General features: G+C 62.8%; 16 protein-coding genes. 8 read left to right on the top strand and 8 right to left on the bottom strand.

Annotated features, from left to right (window positions below; all coding sequences use genetic code 11):
- Window positions 1-188: 188 nt before the first annotated feature.
- A complete protein-coding gene (locus HU764_RS01585; RefSeq protein ID WP_186703603.1) occupies window positions 189-4,019 on the bottom strand; it encodes a sensor domain-containing protein in 3,831 nt (1,276 codons plus the stop codon).
- Between the two features lie 272 nt (window positions 4,020-4,291).
- Between HU764_RS01585 and HU764_RS01590 the strand changes: the two genes are divergently transcribed.
- From HU764_RS01590 to gdhA, 3 genes are all read left to right on the top strand, one after another.
- The gene (locus HU764_RS01590; RefSeq protein WP_186703604.1) at window positions 4,292-4,705 is read left to right on the top strand and encodes a hypothetical protein; all 414 of its coding nucleotides are present in this window, start codon (window positions 4,292-4,294) and stop codon (window positions 4,703-4,705) included.
- A 506-nt stretch (window positions 4,706-5,211) separates the two neighbouring features.
- Window positions 5,212-6,879, top strand: a complete 1,668-nt coding sequence (ettA, locus tag HU764_RS01595; protein WP_027594531.1) for an energy-dependent translational throttle protein EttA — start codon at window positions 5,212-5,214, stop codon at window positions 6,877-6,879.
- Window positions 6,880-7,202: 323 nt separating this feature from the next.
- Entirely contained in the window at window positions 7,203-8,543 is a 1,341-nt protein-coding gene (gene gdhA / locus HU764_RS01600) for an NADP-specific glutamate dehydrogenase (RefSeq protein WP_099428289.1), read from the top strand.
- Between the two features lie 213 nt (window positions 8,544-8,756).
- Here the strand turns inward: gdhA and HU764_RS01605 are convergent, their stop codons facing one another.
- From HU764_RS01605 to HU764_RS01620, 4 genes are all read right to left on the bottom strand, one after another.
- Entirely contained in the window at window positions 8,757-9,254 is a 498-nt protein-coding gene (locus HU764_RS01605; RefSeq protein WP_186703605.1) for a GreA/GreB family elongation factor, read from the bottom strand.
- Between the two features lie 66 nt (window positions 9,255-9,320).
- Window positions 9,321-9,677, bottom strand: coding sequence for a hypothetical protein (locus HU764_RS01610; protein WP_186703606.1), 357 nt, complete (start codon window positions 9,675-9,677; stop codon window positions 9,321-9,323).
- Between the two features lie 78 nt (window positions 9,678-9,755).
- Window positions 9,756-11,609 (bottom strand): Lnb N-terminal periplasmic domain-containing protein, encoded by a 1,854-nt coding sequence (locus tag HU764_RS01615; protein WP_186683161.1) that lies wholly within the window; start codon window positions 11,607-11,609, stop codon window positions 9,756-9,758.
- Between the two features lie 76 nt (window positions 11,610-11,685).
- Window positions 11,686-12,174 (bottom strand): DUF3015 domain-containing protein, encoded by a 489-nt coding sequence (locus HU764_RS01620; RefSeq protein WP_027594526.1) that lies wholly within the window; start codon window positions 12,172-12,174, stop codon window positions 11,686-11,688.
- A gap of 256 nt (window positions 12,175-12,430) precedes the next feature.
- On the opposite strand from HU764_RS01620, the gene HU764_RS01625 reads away from it, so the two are divergent.
- From HU764_RS01625 to HU764_RS01645, 5 genes are all read left to right on the top strand, one after another.
- Window positions 12,431-14,869, top strand: a complete 2,439-nt coding sequence (locus HU764_RS01625; protein ID WP_186683163.1) for a Lon protease family protein — start codon at window positions 12,431-12,433, stop codon at window positions 14,867-14,869.
- Window positions 14,870-15,031: 162 nt separating this feature from the next.
- Window positions 15,032-15,370, top strand: a complete 339-nt coding sequence (locus HU764_RS01630; RefSeq protein ID WP_027594524.1) for a PA4575 family protein — start codon at window positions 15,032-15,034, stop codon at window positions 15,368-15,370.
- A gap of 247 nt (window positions 15,371-15,617) precedes the next feature.
- On the top strand, window positions 15,618-16,106 hold the full coding sequence (locus HU764_RS01635) for a TIGR00645 family protein (RefSeq protein WP_016501546.1): 489 nt from the start codon (window positions 15,618-15,620) through the stop codon (window positions 16,104-16,106).
- 112 nt (window positions 16,107-16,218) lie between these two features.
- Entirely contained in the window at window positions 16,219-16,524 is a 306-nt protein-coding gene (locus tag HU764_RS01640) for a DUF6482 family protein (protein ID WP_099452864.1), read from the top strand.
- Window positions 16,525-16,609: 85 nt separating this feature from the next.
- Window positions 16,610-17,227 carry a BamJ family beta-barrel-assembly machinery protein gene (locus HU764_RS01645; protein ID WP_027594522.1) on the top strand — a complete coding sequence of 206 codons (618 nt, stop codon included), beginning with the start codon at window positions 16,610-16,612 and terminating at the stop codon, window positions 17,225-17,227.
- A 123-nt stretch (window positions 17,228-17,350) separates the two neighbouring features.
- Here HU764_RS01645 and HU764_RS01650 read toward each other — a convergent pair whose 3' ends face one another.
- The 3 genes from HU764_RS01650 to HU764_RS01660 form a co-directional block, all read right to left on the bottom strand.
- On the bottom strand, window positions 17,351-17,596 hold the full coding sequence (locus tag HU764_RS01650) for a PA4570 family protein (RefSeq protein ID WP_186683165.1): 246 nt from the start codon (window positions 17,594-17,596) through the stop codon (window positions 17,351-17,353).
- A gap of 151 nt (window positions 17,597-17,747) precedes the next feature.
- On the bottom strand, window positions 17,748-18,089 hold the full coding sequence (locus HU764_RS01655; protein ID WP_027594521.1) for a zinc ribbon domain-containing protein YjdM: 342 nt from the start codon (window positions 18,087-18,089) through the stop codon (window positions 17,748-17,750).
- Between the two features lie 183 nt (window positions 18,090-18,272).
- Window positions 18,273-19,241, bottom strand: a complete 969-nt coding sequence (locus tag HU764_RS01660; RefSeq protein WP_186703607.1) for a polyprenyl synthetase family protein — start codon at window positions 19,239-19,241, stop codon at window positions 18,273-18,275.
- Window positions 19,242-19,413 lie beyond the last annotated feature (172 nt).

Below are 19,413 nucleotides of genomic sequence, written 5' to 3' on the forward strand. Positions count from 1 at the left end.
CAGCCTGCCTGGGCTGGAGTTGACTTTCAGGTCCGTTTTTTGCGGCGCCAATTACAGCGTTGGCGCTGTGCTTGTAGGAGCAGCCTTGTGCTGCGAAGAGGCCGGTGACAGCAGTAAAGATTCAGGGCGCGGTCGCCGGCCTCTTCGCAGCACAAGGCTGCTCCTACAAAAAAGACGGCAGTGGAATCCTACTGGAACATGAACAGCGTCTCGTTGGCGAACTGCGCCTCGAACTGATGCGCCGGCATCGGCCGCCCGAACAGGTAGCCCTGCACCTCGTCGCAACCATGCTCACGCAAGAACTCCAGCTGCTCATGGGTTTCCACGCCCTCGGCGATTACCGCCAGGTTCAGGCTGTGGGCCATGGCAATGATCGCCCGGGCAATCTGCGCGTCCTGCTCGCCCTCGGGCAAGCCGTCGACGAAGGTGCGGTCGATCTTCAGCACGTCGATGGGGAACTGCTTGAGGTAGTTGAGCGACGAGTACCCGGTGCCAAAGTCGTCCACCGCAATGCTCAGGCCAAGATTCTTCAGGCTGGCGAGAATCTGCAAGGCCTCATTCACCTCGCGCATCAGGATGCTTTCGGTCAGCTCCAGTTCCAGGCACGCCGGCGGCAGCCCGATGTCTTCCAGGATGGTGGCGATGCGCGTGCCCAGCTGGCCGTCGGAGAACTGCCGCGCCGAGATGTTCACCGACACCTTCGGTACCCGCACTTTGGCTTTGTGCCAAGCCTTGAGCTGTCGGCTGGCCTCACGCAGTACCCAGTCGCCGACGTCCACCACCAGGCCCAGCTCTTCGATCACCGGGATGAAGTCGCCCGGCGGCACTAGGCCGCGGGTGGGGTGGCGCCAGCGCAGCAAGGCTTCGGCGCCGGTCAGGCGTTTGCCATCGCCACTGAACTGCGGCTGGTAGTAGAGGATGAACTCGTTCTGCTCCATGGCATGGCGCAGGTCGCTTTCCAGCTCCAGGCGCTCCAGGGCACTGGCGTTCATCTCGGCCTGGTAGAACTGGAAGTTGTTCTTGCCGCGCTCCTTGGCGTGGTACATCGCGGTGTCGGCGTTTTTCATCAACTGGCTCAGTTCGCTGCCATCTTGCGGGCTGAGGGCGATGCCGATACTGGCCGTAACGAAAAACTCGCGGTTCTCCAGCACGAAGGGCCGTACCAGGCTGGCGAGGATGTTCTCGGCCACGTGGATGGCGCGGTTCAGCGCCATCTCGCGGGTCGCACGCGGTTGCAGCAGCAAGGTGAACTCGTCGCCGCCCATGCGTGCCACGGTGTCGTCGTCATCCACGCAGGCCAGCAGGCGCAGGGCCATGTCTTTGAGCATGCGATCGCCTGCGGCATGGCCGAGGGAGTCGTTGATCGGCTTGAAACGGTCCAGGTCGAGGAACATCAACACCACCCACGCCTTTTGCCGTTCGGCCTGTTGCAGGGCCGTGTGCAGGCGGTCCTGGAACAGCGTGCGGTTGGGCAGGTGGGTGAGGGCGTCGTAGTAGGCCAGGCGGTGGATGCGCTGTTCGCTGGCCTTGCGCTCGCTGATGTCGGTGAAGAAGCACACGTAGCTGGCCAGGTCGCCTTCGTCGTCCAGCACTGCCGTGATGCCGACCCAGGCCGGGTAGTGGTCGCCATCGCGGCGCTTGAGCCACACTTCGCCTTCCCAGCTGCCGCGCTGGTGCAACTGCTTGACCACGTAGCGCAGGTGGCCTTCCTGCTGTTGCTCGACGGTGAGCATGCCAGGCAGCTGGTCGAGCACGTCGCTGACGGCATAGCCGCTGACCCGGCTGAACGCCTCGTTGGCCTGGACGATGTAGCCGGCCGGGTCGGTGATGAGGATGGCCGAGGTCGAGTGCTCGAATACCGTGGCGGCCATGCGCAGGTCTTTTTCGGCGCGGCGTTGCTGGCTGATGTCGCGGCCAACCCCAAGCACGCCTTCGAAGCGCTCCTGGTCGTCCCACACCAATACCAGGCGCAGCTCGATCGGGATCTTGCGGCCATCGGCGCGCAGGCAGTCGAACAGGAACAGTTGGGTGGGCAACTGGCAACGCAACTGGGCCAGTTGCTCGCCGTTGCCCATGGCATTGCTGACGCGCTCCATCAGGCTGTAGATGCCGGTCAGCTGGGCCGGGTTGGCGATGATCGATTGCCAGCCGTTGTCGAAGATCCACTCAGCCTGATAACCCAGTACCGCTTTGACCGAGGGGCTGACGTAGTTGAGCTGCAGTTGGCTGTCGGTGGAGAAAATCACGTCGCTGATGCTTTCGGCCAACATGCGGTAGCGCTGTTCGCTGTCGCGCAGCGACTGGCTGGCCTCGATCTGTACGGTAACGTCCTTGCCCACGCCGATGATGCGCATCACTTGGCCGTCGTGGTCGCGGGTCAGCACCTGTTCGCGAATGTCGTAGCAGCGCCAGCCACCGTCGTGGTGACGGAAGCGCAGTTGGCAGTGCAGCGGCTGGCTGTGGCCGGTGGCTCGTTGATGCTGGCGCAGGGCCTGGAAGTGCGTGGCGTCTTCGGGGTGCAGCAGCAGCTCCCAGAAGCGGTCGCCCATCTGTGCCAGCTCTGTGCGGTCGTAGCCCAGGGTTTGGCCGAGGTGGCGGTTGCTGAAGATCATGCGCTGGCTCGGCACGTCCTGCACGTAGAGCTGGTCGGGCACGGTACGCACCACGTCCGACCAGAAACTCTCGCGTTCGAGCAGGGACAGCTCCACTTGTTTGCGGCTGGTGATGTCGCTGATGCTGAGGATCACCGCCTGGTAGTCGCGGCGTTGCAGCGGCAGGCGGGCCATCAGCCACAGGTGCAGTTCGCCGCCCAGCGGTGCGGGCAGGCGCACTTCCAGTTCCAGCAGCGAGCGCTGTTCGATCAGTGCATCGATCAGTTGCATGCCGATGCTGTCGCGGCCATCGCCGCTGCCGTCTATCAGGCGCTGCCAGGCACCTTCGTGGCATTCGACGTTGAGCAACTGGCGCGCCACCTGGTTGATCTCGGTGATCTTCAACTCCTGCAACAGCGAGCGGCGCAGGTTAGGGTCCAGGGCCAGGCTGTGCTTGAGCGCAGCGTGGTTGCGCAGGTGGTAGCGGTCGAGCTGGCCGGGCAGGCTGGAAAGGTCGAGCACGCACAAGGCAACACCGGTGCCTTCGAAAATTTCTTGATAGCGCCGGCGGTCTTCCTGCAGTGCGCGCTGGCGGCGGCGCATGTTGATCAACGCCAGCACCGGCAGCAGGGCACAGAACAGCACCAGCAGGCACTTGCCGATCAGTGCCGGTAGTAGCTTCTGCTGGGCCCGCTGGGCGTCAAATAGGCCGCGCAGTTGCCAGGTGCTGTTGTCGATGAACGCCAGCATCACGCTCTGCAGCGGTGCCGGGCTGGTCTGCGCGATGGCGTGGCGGTCCAGCACCGCGCCGTTGCGGCTGTTTTCCAGCAGCCACAAGGGGTGGCCTGGGCTGTCCAGGTGCACGGTGAGGGTGCGGTAATACGCGTCGGACAGGCGCAGCAGCCAGTAGCCGCGGTCCTGCTCGGTGGACTGGCGCAGCAACAGGTAAATGGTGCGGTTGTCCGCCGAGTTGGCAAAGAAATACGGGCGACCCTGGTTCAGCGTCAGCAGCTCGCCAATCAATTGGCGGTCAGGGCTGCCGGCCAGGCTGTCGGCGCGGACCTGCCCACTGGTGTCTAGCCAGGCCAGGTCACGCAGGGCGGGCAGGCGCGTGCGCAGGGTATCGAGCAGGCTGGGCAGGGCTGCCGGCGTCGGCGCATTGACGTAGGGCTGCACCACATTCACGGCCTGCTGGGCCTTCAACGCCATGTTCAGGCTGAGGTGGTCGGCCAGCTCCGCAGTGGCCTCCAGGCTTTGCTTGCGCAGGTCGGCTTGGGTGTGGCGGAACTGGGCGAACAGCTGCCACAGCAACAGGCCAAGCAGAATCAGGGCCAACAGGGCCAGCGCACCCTTGATCGACCCGCGCAGGGAAGCGACGGGGGCCATTGGTGCGGGACGCAGCGACGACGGTTGAGAGAGATTGGTCAAGCGTTGGTCCTGCGATTGGGCTGGCGATGGCAGGGATTGATCATGCACGGTTGGTGCCGGTGTCTGGTTGCCAGACCGCGGTGGCGCACTATAAGGCCGGACACCCTAAACGGGCTAGCATGCCTAGGATTATGGCAAAGTGCCAGCCCCTCCTTGTCCGGTGATCGTCGCCGTTCCGACGGTCGTGGTGGCGCCCTGTGGTTCGGCAAGCCCCTGCAACCTGTGCGAGAATGCCGCCCGCTTCAATGACAACGCTTCGGAGATGTTCGGTTTTGGTTACTCACTTTTCCTCCAATGGCCTCGATTCCGCCTGTGGGCGCAGCAGTCAGACCCTTGTCAGCACTGCCGTGACCGCGGACGTATCCTGCAAGTCGTGCCAGCGTTCGCTGGTCAAACCGGAGGCGGCCGCCGCCTCGAAAAGCAAGGCCCCGTCGCTGGCCGAACTGCGCAAGACCGCCAAGGCGGCGGCAGCACCGGCAGCCGTGGCAGCACCGGCAGTGCCCGCGGTCGCGGCCAAGCCTGCGGCCAAGGTCGTTAGCGTGCCTGCGGCGCAGCCGGCCAAGGCCGTTGAGCAGCCTGCCCGCAGTGGCGGGTTCAGCGTCAAGTCTGCCTGGGCCGCGCGCCTGGCCGAGCAGGGCGACCGTTGCCGGTTGCCGCGGGGCAAGGTCAAGCAGCGTCACGTCTGAGCTTTTCAAGGTCAGTTCTGGCCTCTTCGCGGGGCAAGCCCGCTCCCACAGGTACTGCGCAAGCTTTGGGGTTTGTGCTGTTCCTGGGGCAGCGGGTACTGCGCAAGCTTTGGGGTTTGTGCTGTCCCTGGGGGAGTGGGTACTGCGCAAGCTTTGGGGTTTGTACTGTCCCTGGGGGAGTGGGTACTGCGCAAGCTTTGGGGTTTGTACTGTTCCTGGGGCAGCGGGTACTGCGCAAGCTTTGGGGTTTGTGCTGTCCCTGGGGGAGTGGGTACTGCGCAAGCTTTGGGGTTTGTGCTGTTCCTGTGGGAGCGGGCTTGCCCCGCGAAGAGGCCAGCACAGGCATAAGCATTTCTTCCCCGTAACCCCACCATCCGACCCTCCTATGCAACGCCGCGCGTTGGCGTAGAATGGTCGACTTTGTTCAATGACACCCCGTAAACACATCCCCCTGGCCCACTGCCGGGGCGTTGGTCGATGTCTTTACCTATTTAGAGGGCTTGGTTTTGGCTCAATACGTCTACACCATGCATCGGCTGAGCAAGGTCGTGCCGCCGAAGCGCGAAATTCTCAAGAACATCTCCCTGTCGTTCTTCCCAGGCGCCAAGATCGGCGTACTCGGCCTGAACGGCGCGGGTAAATCGACCCTGCTGCGCATCATGGCGGGCGTCGACAAGGAATTCGACGGCGAAGCCCGTCCGATGCCCGACATCAACGTCGGCTACCTGCCGCAGGAACCACAACTCGACCCCGCCAAGACCGTGCGTGAAGTGGTCGAGGAAGCGGTCAGCGTGATCAAGGACGCCCAGGCTCGCCTGGACGAGGTCTACGCCGCCTACGCCGAACCCGACGCCGACTTCGACAAGCTGGCCGCCGAACAGGCCAAGCTCGAGTCGATCCTGCAGGCTGCCGACGGCCACAACCTCGAGCGCCAGCTGGACGTCGCCGCCGACGCCCTGCGCCTGCCGGCCTGGGACGCGAAAATCGAACACCTGTCCGGTGGTGAAAAGCGCCGTGTGGCCCTGTGCCGCCTGCTGCTGTCGGCCCCCGACATGCTGCTGCTCGACGAACCAACCAACCACCTGGACGCCGACTCGGTGGCCTGGCTGGAGCGCTTCCTGCACGACTTCCCGGGCACCGTGGTAGCGATTACCCACGACCGTTACTTCCTCGACAACGTCGCCGGCTGGATCCTCGAACTGGACCGCGGTGCCGGCATCCCGTACGAAGGCAACTACTCGGGCTGGCTGGAAGCCAAGTCGGACCGTCTGGCGCAGGAATCCAAGCAGCAGAGCGCCCACGAAAAGGCCATGAAAGAGGAACTGGAGTGGGTGCGTAAAGGCGCCAAGGCCCGCCAGTCCAAATCCAAGGCACGTCTGCAGCGCTTTGAAGAAATGCAGTCGCAAGAGTTCCAGAAGCGCAGCGAGACCAACGAGATCTACATCCCGGCCGGCCCGCGCCTGGGTGACAAGGTCATCGAGTTCAAGAACGTTTCCAAAGGCTATGGCGATCGCGTGCTGATCGACAACCTGTCGTTCGCCATGCCGAAGGGCGCCATTGTCGGCGTGATCGGCGGTAACGGCGCCGGTAAGTCGACCCTGTTCCGCATGCTGATGGGCAAGGAGCAGCCGGACTCGGGCAGCATCGAAATCGGCGAAACCGTGCAACTGGCCTGCGTCGACCAAAGCCGCGAAGACCTGGACGGTTCCAAGACCGTGTTCCAGCAGATCTCCGACGGTTCCGACCAGATCCGCATCGGCAACTACGAGATCCCGTCGCGCACCTACGTGGGCCGCTTCAACTTCAAGGGCGGCGACCAGCAGAAGTTCGTCAAGGACCTGTCCGGTGGTGAGCGTGGCCGTCTGCACCTGGCCCTGACCCTGAAGGAGGGCGGTAACGTCCTGCTGCTCGACGAACCGTCCAACGACCTCGACGTCGAAACCCTGCGTTCCCTGGAAGAAGCCCTGCTGGACTTCCCGGGCGCCGCCATTGTGATTTCCCACGACCGTTGGTTCCTGGACCGCGTGGCGACCCACATCCTGGCGTACGAAGACGACTCGAACGTGATGTTCTTCGAAGGCAACTACACCGAGTACGAAGCCGACCGCAAGAAGCGCCTCGGCGATGCTGCTGCCCAGCCGCACCGCGTACGGCACAAGAAGCTGGCCCAGTGAGCCGGTTTTAGCTGCACTAGAATGGGGCCCTTCGGGGCCCCATTTTTGTGCCTGGCAGGCATCGGCGTTGGCCCCTTCGCGGGGCAAGCCCACTCCCACAGAATCACCCGCAATCTCAGCCTTGCACAGGCCTCTGTGGGAGCGGGCTTGCCCGCGAAGAGGCCGATCCTGCTAACAATATTTCTACTAATTTGTATACATTTATATAAAACGCACCAAATAATTTCAAAAAAACGACATTACGCCCTGTTCTCGTGCGATTGCTTCTTGGTACATTCGAAAAAAAACCAATAAGTCCAATCCCTCTTGGTGAGATGTCTACCATGATCGAATCTGTCGACAATTTCCTCGCGCGCCTTAAGCAACGCGATCCTGCCCAGCCTGAATTCCACCAGGCGGTGGAAGAAGTCTTACGTACCCTGTGGCCGTTCCTCGAAGCCAACCCTCATTACCTGCAGGCCGGTATCCTGGAGCGCATGGTCGAGCCTGAGCGCGCGGTGCTGTTCCGTGTTTCGTGGGTCGATGACCAAGGCAAGGTCCAGGTCAACCGCGGCTACCGCATCCAAATGAGCAGCGCCATCGGCCCGTACAAGGGCGGCCTGCGCTTCCACCCGTCGGTGAACCTGAGCGTGCTCAAGTTCCTGGCCTTCGAGCAGGTGTTCAAAAACTCCCTGACCTCGCTGCCCATGGGTGGCGGTAAAGGCGGCTCGGACTTCGACCCCAAGGGCAAGAGCGATGCGGAAGTGATGCGCTTCTGCCAGGCGTTCATGAGCGAGCTGTACCGCCACATCGGCGCCGACCTCGACGTACCGGCCGGTGACATCGGGGTGGGCGCGCGCGAAATCGGCTTCATGTTCGGCCAGTACAAGCGCCTGGCCAACCAGTTCACCTCGGTGCTGACCGGCAAGGGCATGACCTATGGCGGCAGCCTGATTCGCCCGGAAGCCACCGGCTACGGCTGCGTCTACTTCGCTGAAGAAATGCTCAAGCGCCGTGACCTGCGCATCGATGGCCGTCGCGTGGCCATTTCTGGGTCCGGCAACGTGGCCCAGTATGCTGCGCGCAAGGTCATGGACCTGGGCGGCAAGGTCATCTCGCTGTCTGATTCCGAAGGCACCCTGTACGCCGAAGCCGGCCTCAGCGACGCCCAGTGGGACGCCGTGATGGAGCTGAAAAACGTCAAACGTGGCCGCCTCAGCACGCTGGCGGGCGAGTTCGGCCTTGAGTTCCGCAAGGGCCAGACCCCGTGGAGCCTGCCGTGCGACATCGCCCTGCCGTGCGCCACGCAGAACGAGCTGGACACCGAAGACGCCCGCACCCTGCTGCGCAATGGCTGCTTCTGCGTCGCCGAAGGTGCCAACATGCCGACCACCCTTGAGGCGGTGGATATCTTCCTCGAGGCAGGCATCCTGTACGCGCCGGGCAAGGCATCCAACGCCGGTGGCGTGGCCGTGTCGGGCCTGGAAATGTCGCAGAACGCCATGCGCCTGCTGTGGACGGCCGGTGAAGTGGACAGCAAGCTGCACAACATCATGCAGTCGATCCACCATGCCTGTGTTCACTATGGTGAAGAGGCGGATGGCACGATCAACTACGTCAAGGGCGCGAACATCGCCGGCTTTGTGAAAGTGGCTGATGCCATGCTGGCGCAGGGCGTGGTCTGATCAGTCAGTAAGGGGCCGCTTTGCGGCCCAATCGCTGGCAAGCCAGCTCCCACAGGTCAAGTACAAGCCTCAAGGCAGCGCTGTACCTGTGGGAGCAACTGTCTTGTGGTGCTTGTTCTGGCCTCATCGCTGGCAAGCCAGCTCCCACAGGTGCGGCGCTAGCCTTGGAGGCTACACGGTTCGGGTGGGAGCCGGCTTGCCGGCGATTGGCCCTCAAGCCTCACCTCCTATGTCGACCACCTCGATCATCTGATCCCCCACCGGCCGTCGCCACACCACTTCATCCCCAGGCCCCGCGCCCAGCAATGCCCGCCCCAGCGGCGAGCCCCAGTTGATCAACCCGTGGCCCGCATCGGCCTGATCTTCCCCCACCAGCTGCACCTCATGCATCTGGCCCTGCTCATCCACAAAGCTCACCCGGCTGCCGATCTGCACCTTGTCCCGCGAGGTAGCGGCTGGCACCACCTGGGCACTCTGCACCCGTGCGCTGAAGTAGCGCAGGTCGCGCTCGGCATCGGCCAGGCGCTGCTTGTCGGCACGCTCGCCCTGGGCCTGCAACTGGCTGCGCAATGTATTGAGTTCGGCTACCCGCTGCTGCAATTGCGCCAGGCCACTGGCCGTGACGTAGTTGGGCTGCTCGCTCACCCGTCGCTCAACCGGTTGGTCGGCCTGGGCGGCAGCTTGGTCTTCGTTGACGAACGCTCGGCTCATACTGGCCTCCTTGTGCAGGAGACCATGATGGCAGGCCGCCGGTTTCAAGGGATGTCAGTTTGCGACCTAGTCGTGGCGATAGGCCCGTGCGGCATCGCGGTCCTTCTCGTGCTCCCAGTCACGGTCGCGTTGGTCCCAGTAGCGGTCACGGTATTGACGCTGCTCTTCGCTGTTCTGCAGGGCGTGGCATTGGCGAAAACCATCGTCCCAACCGCTTTCGTACTGGCGATTGTGCAGGTAGCGCGGCACGTCCTTGCGGAAGTCCCCGGCCATCGCCCCGGCCGCCTGCCGGCCGCTGCTGCAGCCATCCTGGAAGCCATCGGCGTAGGCGGGGGGGTAACCGTGGTCGAGCATCTGTTCGTGGGTGGTTTCGCACCCTGACAGCAAAAAGGCAACGCACAGGCCTAACCAGTACCGCGACATGAACACTAGACCCTCCAATTGATGCTGGAGAGTCTAGGGGGCGATTTGTCGGTGAGCTGTCAAAACAGTGTCAAAGAGTCAGTAGTGGTACCACTTCAGCTCCAGCATCACCTCGTTCTGCGCCGTCGCCAAGTGGCTGAATTCGCGCGAGGCACTTAACCGCAGGCCCAGGTTGCGGCTGATCTCCCATTGTTGATTCAGGCTCACGCTGCGCCGCACTTCGCCATTGGTGAAGAAGTCGCCCTTCGCCTCCAGTGTCATGTTGCCCAGCCCGTTGCGCCAGAGCAGGCCGCCGTTGAACCCGGCTGCCGGGGAGATGAACTCGGCAAAATCATTGTGGTGTTCGACCCGTACCGTGCCCAGGGCGAAGCCCAGCAGTTCGTCGGCCAGTTGCCAGGTGCCGCCAGCGCCGCCATTCACATGGCTGACCAGCACTTCGTCGTCATGCTTGCCCGGCACCCGTTCCAGGCCACCGGTCACCTGCCATGACCATGGTTTGAGCAGCGCATTGCGGGGTGTCAGCGAGCGGATGGTGGCAAGGTCCAGGCGCTGCACCTGCCAGTCGTTGCCTTCGTACTGGCGGACTTTCAGCTGCAGAATCTCGATTTGCGCGCCCAGCGGGAAGCCATAGGCGTTGTCGTTGAGGTCGTGATATGCCATGCGCAGGCCGTACTCGGCGTAGGCGCGGTCTTCCCGCGTGCCGACACCCAGCTGCCAGGTGCGTGAGTCATGGCCATCCTCGGGCAACCCCGGGCGCTCGATTTGCAGCGCCGGCGGCGGGTTGCGGTTGATTGCGCGCAGCAGCTCGAAGCTGCGCGTTGCCTGGCGTGGGTCGCGTTGCTGGCCATTGGCGCGGTAACGCTCCAGGCGGTAGGCGGCGTCCTGAACCAGCGCTTGGCGCTCGCGGGGCAGGGCAGTGAACCCAGGGCTTTGCAGCTGTGCGGTATCGGCGCTGACAGCCAGCACCTGCTGCTTTTCGTGAGGGTCAAGCGGCTCGGCGCGGGCCAGCAGTTCGCGCTCGCGCGAAGGCCGGTAGTTGACGCTGGACACCAGGCCAGACTGGCGCACTGCCTTGACCGTGTCGGTAGGGATGGCGGTCAGCGGGAACTGCGACGTCAAATCCAGGCCTGGCCGCGCCACCTGCAGCAGTTCGAGCAGGCGGTACGAGCAGTTCTCGTCGAAGAAGAAATAGTCGAACTGGATCTGCTTCAGCTCCCACACATGCTCGACCATGCGCCCGGTCTCTTGCGGGGTGAGGTCCAGCTGGTACTCCCACAGGTCGCGGTTTTCCAGGCTGCGGTACTCGGACAGCTTCTCTTGGTAGGGCATCAGCGCGAACAGGCCTGGGTAGCCGCCCATCAGGCCTTTCCAGGCATACAGGATGCTGTTGTCGCTGCCTTCGATGTAGGCGCCGAAGTTGATCGCGTAGCTCAGCAGCGTGGTGTCGTCGCTGTGGGTGTTGGACTGGTCGATGCGCAGCAAGGTGTGGCCGAACATCGACGAAGGGCTGTTCAGGTAGGCCGCCGGAAAAATCAGCGCGGCGCTGTGCGGGTCGATCGAGGTGTACCAGGTCTTGAATTCCTGGCAGTCGGGCTGTGGCAGGTCGGTCAGCCCCAGTTGCTCCTTGAGCCAGCGGGTACGCGCCGGGAAAACGCACTGGGCATGCTTGTCGCCCAGGCTGGCGGGCGCATACAACGCCTGCACCGTGGCCCGCAGCTCTTGGTCCGGGTGGTGCGCGCCATCGTCGGCGAGAAAGAACTGGGTATCGTCCACATAGCTGCGCCAACCACCCAGCTTGGCGGTTTCGTAATGGCCCAGGGCGATCCAGTAGGGGTTATTGGCCAATTGCTGAAGACGGCCTTCATCCAGCGCAGGCGCAGCATGAACAGGGGCGCAGGCACACAGCGCCAGGTAAGCGAGGCGTTTGAGCATATCGGGCAACTACTTCTTCACGATGCCGAAAGAAAGGGCGAAACCCGCCCCGGTAAGGGGGCGGGGGATGCTGCGCTTACGCCTCGGTGGCGTATTTGGCCAGGCGTGGGTCGTTCTTCAGCACAGCCAGGGTATTGCTGTGCACGGTTTCGGCCGTCACGTCGGCGCTGCTGAAGATCTGGCTGAAGTGCTGGTGGGTGACCGACTCGAAGTAAGTACGGTCTTCCGGCGCTACGCCCAGTACCACGGCATAGGTGGTCAGCGCCTCGCCTTTGCCCATGGCCATGTCTTCGGACAGTTCGTTCATCATGCCATTCATGGCAAACCACGACTTGCCGCCATAGGTCAGCGAAGCCTTGGTGGAGCAGCCGTTGGTGCCGGAGGTCATGCCGAAGGTGGCGTTACCAGAGGTGCCGTTGGTGGTGGAAGCCAGGAAGTGAGCCGGCGTACCGCGTTGGCCTTCGAACAGCATGTTGCCCCAGCCGCAGTTCGGGCCGCCTGGCGCTTCAGCCATGGCATTGAGGGAGACCACGGTGAACAGAGTACCCAGAAGAATCCGTTTCATAGCATTTGTTCTCTATTTGTCTTAAACCAAGGGTCAGGGTTTCTGGCAACTCGCTTGCCAGGTCGGGAAAGCTTTTCACCCACCCGCGCAGCTTGGAGTTTAGGCACGATCTAAAGGTTGCGTTGTTGATTGCGAAAAATTTGCCTGGAGGCCTGTGTTATCGCGACTGCGACATAAAGTCCCGGTGAGCCTTGCAAGGCGCGCGCGGGCAGCGCCAGAATGCTCCGTATCCGCCCCGCCGAAGTAAGGAAACCCAATGCCCGATCCTGTCGCTGCGCGCCTGCGTCTTGCGCCTGAAGCCCTGACCCGGCGTTTTTCCCCCGAGCAGTTTGCTTTTACCCATACCGACGATCTGGAGCCGTTTCGAGGCGTTCTGGGCCAGGAGCGAGCAGTCGAGGCCCTGCAATTCGGCGTGGCCATGCCTCGCCCTGGTTACAACGTGTATGTGATGGGCGAGCCCGGCACGGGCCGCTTCTCGTTCGTCAAGCGCTACCTCAAGGCCGAGGGCAAGCGCCAGCACACCCCAGCCGACTGGGTTTACGTCAACCACTTCGAGGAAACCCGCGAGCCGCGTGCCCTGGAGCTGCCCTCGGGCAGTGCCGGTGAATTCATCGCCGACATGGGGGGGCTGATCGACAACCTGTTGTCGACCTTCCCGGCAGTGTTCGAGCACCCGTCGTACCAGCAGAAGAAGGGCGCCATCGACCGCGCCTTCAACCAGCGCTACGACCGCGCCCTGGATGTGATCGAGCGGGCGTCGCTGGAAAAAGACGTGGCCCTGTACCGCGACGCCAGCAACGTTGCCTTCACCCCGATGGCCGACGGCAAGGCGCTGGATGAAGCCGAGTTCGCACAGCTGCCTGAAGCGGTGCGCGAGCAGTTCCACGAGGACATCGCCCTGCTCGAGGAGCGCCTCAACGAAGAACTGGCCAGCCTGCCGCAGTGGAAGCGTGAGTCGAACAACCAGCTGCGTCAGCTCAACGAAGAAACCATCACCCTGGCCCTGCAGCCGCTGCTGGCACCGCTGTCTGAAAAGTACGCCGAGAATGCTGCGGTGTGCGCCTACCTGCAGTCGGTTCAACTGAACCTGCTGCGCACCGTGGTCGAGCAGTTGGTCGATGACAGCAAGACCGACGCTGTGGCGCGCAAGATGCTCGAAGAGCAATACGCCCCAAGCCTGGTGGTCGGCCATCACCACGATGGCGGCGCGCCAGTGGTGTTCGAGCCGCACCCGACCTACGACAACCTGTTCGGCCGGATCGAATACAGCACCGACCAAGGCGCGCTGTACACCTCCTATCGCCAATTGCGCCCAGGCGCCTTGCACCGGGCCAACGGCGGCTTCCTGATTCTTGAAGCCGAGAAGATGCTTGGCGAGCCCTTCGTCTGGGATGCGCTCAAGCGTGCGCTGCAGTCGCGCAAGCTGAAGATGGAGTCGCCGCTGGGTGAACTGGGCCGCGTGGCGAGCGTCAGCCTGACGCCACAGATGATCCCGCTCAACGTCAAGCTGGTGATCATCGGCTCGCGCCAGCTCTACTACGCGCTGCAGGACCATGATCCGGACTTCCAGGAAATGTTCCGGGTGTTGGTCGACTTCGACGAAGACATGCCCATGGTCGACGAGAACCTGGAGCAGTTCGCCCAGCTCTTGCGTACCCGCACCAACGAAGAAGGCATGGCACCGCTGACCAGCGACGCCGTGGCACGCCTGGCCACCTACAGCGCCCGGCTGGCAGAGAACCAGTCGCGGCTGTCGGCGCGCATCGGTGACCTGTTCCAGCTGGTCAGCGAGGCCGACTTCATCCGCCAACTGGCCAGCGACGAGATGACCGATGCCGGCCACATCGAGCGCGCACTCAAGGCCAAGGCCACCCGTACCGGGCGTGTGTCCCAGCGGGTGCTGGACGACATGCTCGCCGGCATCATCCTGATCGACACTGAAGGCGCGGCCATCGGCAAGTGCAACGGCCTGACGGTGCTGGAAGTGGGCGATTCGGCGTTCGGCATGCCGGCGCGTATCTCTGCCAGCGTCTACCCCGGTGGCAGCGGCATCGTCGACATCGAGCGTGAGGTCAACCTGGGCCAGCCGATCCACTCCAAGGGGGTGATGATTCTGACCGGCTACCTGGGCAGTCGCTACGCGCAGGAGTTCCCGCTGGCCATCTCGGCGAGCATCGCCCTGGAGCAGTCCTACGGCTACGTCGACGGTGACAGCGCCTCGCTGGGTGAGGTCTGCACACTGATCTCGGCCTTGTCGCGCACGCCGCTCAAGCAATGCTTTGCCATCACCGGCTCGATCAACCAGTTCGGTGAAGTGCAGGCGGTGGGCGGGGTCAACGAGAAGATCGAGGGCTTCTTCCGGCTCTGCGATGCGCGCGGCCTGACCGGCGACCAAGGGGTGATCATTCCACGGGCCAACGTGGCCACCCTGATGCTCGACGAGCGCGTGCTGCAGGCGGTCGAAGCCGGGCAGTTCCACGTTTACGCGGTCAGCCAGGCTGACGAAGCGCTTAGCCTGCTGGTAGGCGAGGAGGCCGGTGTGGCGGATGACAAGGGCGAGTTCACCGAGGGCAGCGTCAATGCCCGCGTGGTGGAGCGCCTGCGGGAAATCGCCGAAATGATCAGCGAAGAAGACATCAAAGAGGCGGAAAAGGAACGCCTGGAAGAGATGATTGCGCAGGCTAAACCCGCCTGAGTCAATAAATCGGCGCTGGCGGCGATGTGCTACCGTTCAGCGCCGGTTTTCCAACTTTCTGAGTTGTTCTTCTATGCTGGAACTTAGGGAGCAATCAGGGTTCAGGATGGAAACAGCCTGAGGGTTTCAGGCTGAACAGGGCTCATTGGAGGGGACGCGGCCATGCGCAACCTCAGCCTTACTCGCCAGTGCCTGGGCCTGGTGACCCGCATTGAATGCAGCATTCGCCCACTCGCCGGTGACAATGGCATGTGGACGCTGCTGTTCGCCGCCGGCATGGCCGGTGAGCAACCCTCGGCCATCAAGGCTCAGGGGCCGTTCCACGGGCCATTGGTTGCCGAATCGGTGCTCAATGCCATCGTCGACAGCCTCACGCTGCATGGCTATCAAGTGACCGAAGACCCGCAGATCTGGTGCCTGCACCTGCAAGCGCAGTTGCGTCGCATCAATGGCGAGCGTTGCCGCAACCTGGGGGATTATCAGTTTCATCCTGAAAGCTGAACAGGCCGGGTGACCCTACAGGTGCCCGGTCCCTCTGGGAGCAACTGTCTTGTGGTGCTTGTGCCGGCCTCATCGCTGGCAAGCCAGCTCCCACAGGTGCGGCGCTAGCCTTTGAGGCTACACAGTTCGGGTGGGAGCCGGCTTGCCGGCGATTGGGCTGCACGGCAGCCCCGGGCTTTTGCTGCAGCGGGTGGCTGGCTATACTCGCCGTCGCTTTTTTAGTCACCTGACGAGTCCCTTACCCTCCATGGAACGTATTCTCGAAAACGCGATGTATGCCTCGCGCTGGCTGCTCGCCCCGATCTACTTCGGCCTGTCGCTCGGCCTGCTGGCCTTGGCACTGAAATTCTTCCAGGAAGTCGTCCACGTCCTGCCCAACGTTTTTGCATTGAGCGAAGCTGACCTGATCCTGGTGATCCTGTCGTTGATCGACATGTCGCTGGTGGGCGGCCTGCTGGTGATGGTGATGATTTCCGGCTACGAGAATTTCGTCTCGCAACTGGACATCGACGACAGCAAGGAAAAGCTCAACTGGCTCGGCAAAATGGACTCTTCGTCGCTGAAGATGAAGGTTGCTGCGTCGATCGTGGCCATTTCGTCCATTCACCTGCTGCGGGTGTTCATGGATGCGCAGAACATCTCCACCGACTACCTGATGTGGTATGTGATCATCCACATGACCTTCGTGGTGTCGGCCTTCTGCATGGGCTACCTGGACAAGCTCACCAAGCACTGAGCCCATGCGGCTTGAGGGTAAAACTGACCAATGGCGTCAGTTTTACCTTGTGTATTCGCAAGCCTTGTACAAAAAATGAGCACTCACGCGGTTCCCGCTGCGAGGTGCTCTCATGAACCTGCATCAGCTCAATACCGAGGCCAGGGTTGGCCATGTCGACGAACTCAACCTGATTGCCATCGAAGGTGGCGACTATCTACTTGAGGCCCGGATCAAGGGCCGTGCGCATCCGCTTTCCGACAGCCGTGGGCAACGCTTGCGCGTGCACTCCGTGGAAGAGGCACGGGGCCTGCTCAAGGACCTTCCATTGCTCTCGCTGAACCTGTTGCACTGGTCTGTGCAGGACGAAATGTGTGGCATGGGCACGCACCCGGAAGAAGACCTGAAAGTGCCGATTTCCCAGCGTTCGGCCTGGTAGCTGCTCGCGGCGCCCCAGTGTGCTAGGCTGCTCGCCCTTTTCATCAAGGGCGCGGCTGCACTGCGCCCTGCAGTGGAGCACGACAATGTCCGAACTCAACCTGTCTACCGACGAAACCCGCGTCAGCTACGGCATCGGCCGTCAGCTGGGTGGCCAACTGCGTGACAACCCGCCACCAGGCGTCAGCCTGGATGCCATCCTGGCTGGCCTGACCGACGCCTTCAACGGCGCCGACAGCCGCGTCAGCGAAGCCGACCTGTCGGCCAGCTTCAAAGTCATCCGCGACATCATGCAAGCCGAAGCTGCAGCCAAGGCTGAAGCCGCTGCTGGCGCTGGCAAGGCATTCCTTGCCGAAAACGCCAAGCGCGAAGGCATCACCACCCTGGCTTCGGGCCTGCAGTTCGAAGTGCTGACCGCAGGTGAAGGCGCCAAGCCGACCCGCGAAAGCAACGTGCGTACTCACTACCACGGCACCCTGATCGACGGCACCGTGTTCGACAGCTCGTACGACCGTGGCCAGCCGGCTGAATTCCCGGTTGGCGGCGTGATCGCCGGCTGGACCGAAGCCCTGCAGCTGATGAACGCTGGCAGCAAATGGCGCCTGTACGTGCCGAGCGAGCTGGCCTACGGCGCCCAAGGCGTTGGCAGCATCCCGCCGCACAGCGTCCTGGTGTTCGACGTCGAGCTGCTCGACGTACTGTAAGACCGCTGGGGCCGCTTTGCGGCCCATTCGCGGGGCAAGCCCGCTCCCACAGAGATACTCAAGATGAGCAGAGAGGTCTTGTGGGAGCGGGCTTGCCCCGCGAAGAGGCCGGGCCTGAGAACATCAATTCCAGTCTGTCCCCCCAGGGCGCAACGCCCGCGCGTAGCAGAACAGAAACAAATTCCGCACCAGCTCCTTGAGCACCCCAGGCTCACTCGAATTCAGCCCGTTCATGTCCAGGTCGCCCTGGTCTCGCAGTTCATCGAGTGCTTCTTCTTCGAGCACGGCGCAGACTTCGCCAGTCTCGCGATGCAGGATGCGCAGGTAAGGGTGAGGGCGTTCGAGCCAGGCGTCGATCAGATAAGTCATGGCTATTCTCCTTGGACAGCAATTCCAATGAGAATAATTCTTATTATCAAAATAGCAAGGGGCTATTGGCGTATTTTTGCCGGACGGTGCAGTGACCCTGTTGCAGGATCTGTCAGGGCCGCCTGAAAGGCAGCCCCGTCGCACAGCGTTGTCAGACCTTGCGTACGAACTCGGACTTCAGCTTCATGGCGCCGATGCCGTCGATCTTGCAGTCGATGTCGTGGTCTCCGTCGCACAGGCGGATATTTTTGACCTTGGTGCCGACCTTGACCACCAAGGACGAGCCCTTGACCTTGAGGTCCTTGATCACGGTGACGGTATCGCCGTCCTGCAGGACGTTGCCGACCGAATCCTTCTTCACCACGTCATCGCTGGCGGCTTCGGCTTCGCCGTTGGCCGACCACTCGTGGGCGCATTCGGGGCAGATCAGCTGGCTGCCATCCTCATAGGTGTACTCGGAATTGCATTTGGGGCAGGGCGGCAGAGTGCTCACTTCGGTTCCTTAAACAGACAGGCGGTTAAAGGCCCATATTGTATAAGGTTTTAACCGCAAAGTGTTTTTGTCCGTACAAAAGCATTCGCGGGACAAGCCCGCTCCCACAGGTTCTCCACCCAGCTCAAGGGCAGTGGTGTACCTGTGGGAGCGGGCTTGTCCCGCGAAGAGGGCGACGCTGTCTTAGTGCGTACGCGCTACCGCAAACTCGCTCAGCTCGATCAATGCATCGCGATACTCGCTGGCCGGCAGCACTTCCAGGCACTCGATGGCCTTGGCCACGTAGTCGCGTGCCATCTGCGCGGTGTAGTCCAGCGCGCCCGAGGCTTCGACCGCTACGCGGATCTGCTCGAGGTCTTCCAGGCCGCCCTTCTGGATGGCCTTGCGCACCAGTGCAGCCTGTTCAGGCGTGCCTTCGCGCATGGTGTAGATCAGCGGCAGGGTTGGCTTGCCTTCGGCCAGGTCGTCACCGACGTTTTTGCCGAGGGTCTGCGAATCGCCCTTGTAGTCCAGCAGGTCGTCGACCAGCTGGAAGGCTACGCCCAGGTGGTCACCGAAGGTGCGCAGGGCTTCGCGCTGTGCTTCGCTGGCGCCGGCCAGCGCGGCGGCGCTGTGGGTCGAGGCTTCGAACAGCATGGCGGTCTTGCCGCGGATGACCTCCATGTACACCTCTTCCGTGGTGCTGGCATCGCGAACACGCGACAGCTGCAGCACTTCACCCTCGGCGATGACGCGGGTGGCCTTGGAGAGGATCTGCATGACCGGCATCGAACCCAGTTCGACCATCATTTCGAACGAGCGCGAATAAAGGAAGTCACCTACCAGCACGCTTGGCGCGTTGCCCCACAGCGCATTGGCGGTGGAACGGCCACGGCGCATGCCCGACATGTCGACGACGTCGTCGTGCAGCAGGGTAGCGGTGTGCAGGAATTCGATGGTCGCTGCCAGCAGGCGCAGGTCGTCGCCTTCGCGGCCCAGGGCCTTGCCGCAGAGCAGGACCAGCAGGGGACGCAGGCGCTTGCCACCGGCCGACGTGATATAGTCGCCGATCTTCGATACCAGCGGCACGCGCGAGGTCAGCTGCTTCTTGACGATCTCGTCGACGGCGCTGAAATCATCAGCCACCGCGCGGTAGAAGGTTTGGGGTTGCATCGGCTGCTCCATTGACGTTGCGCGGCATGCTAGGTCGCGGGTCCCGGTGTGTCAAGGCGCGGTGCCAGCGCCACCGGGGCGGTACTTGCAAGCAAAACCGGGGTTGCGTACAATCGCGCACCCTAACTTCCTGGGCAGCACCTGCCTTACGCAATTGCACCGGGCCGTTCCA

Origin of the sequence: Pseudomonas kermanshahensis (assembly GCF_014269205.2) — a bacterium.
Classification (GTDB): Bacteria; Pseudomonadota; Gammaproteobacteria; order Pseudomonadales; family Pseudomonadaceae; genus Aquipseudomonas; species Aquipseudomonas kermanshahensis.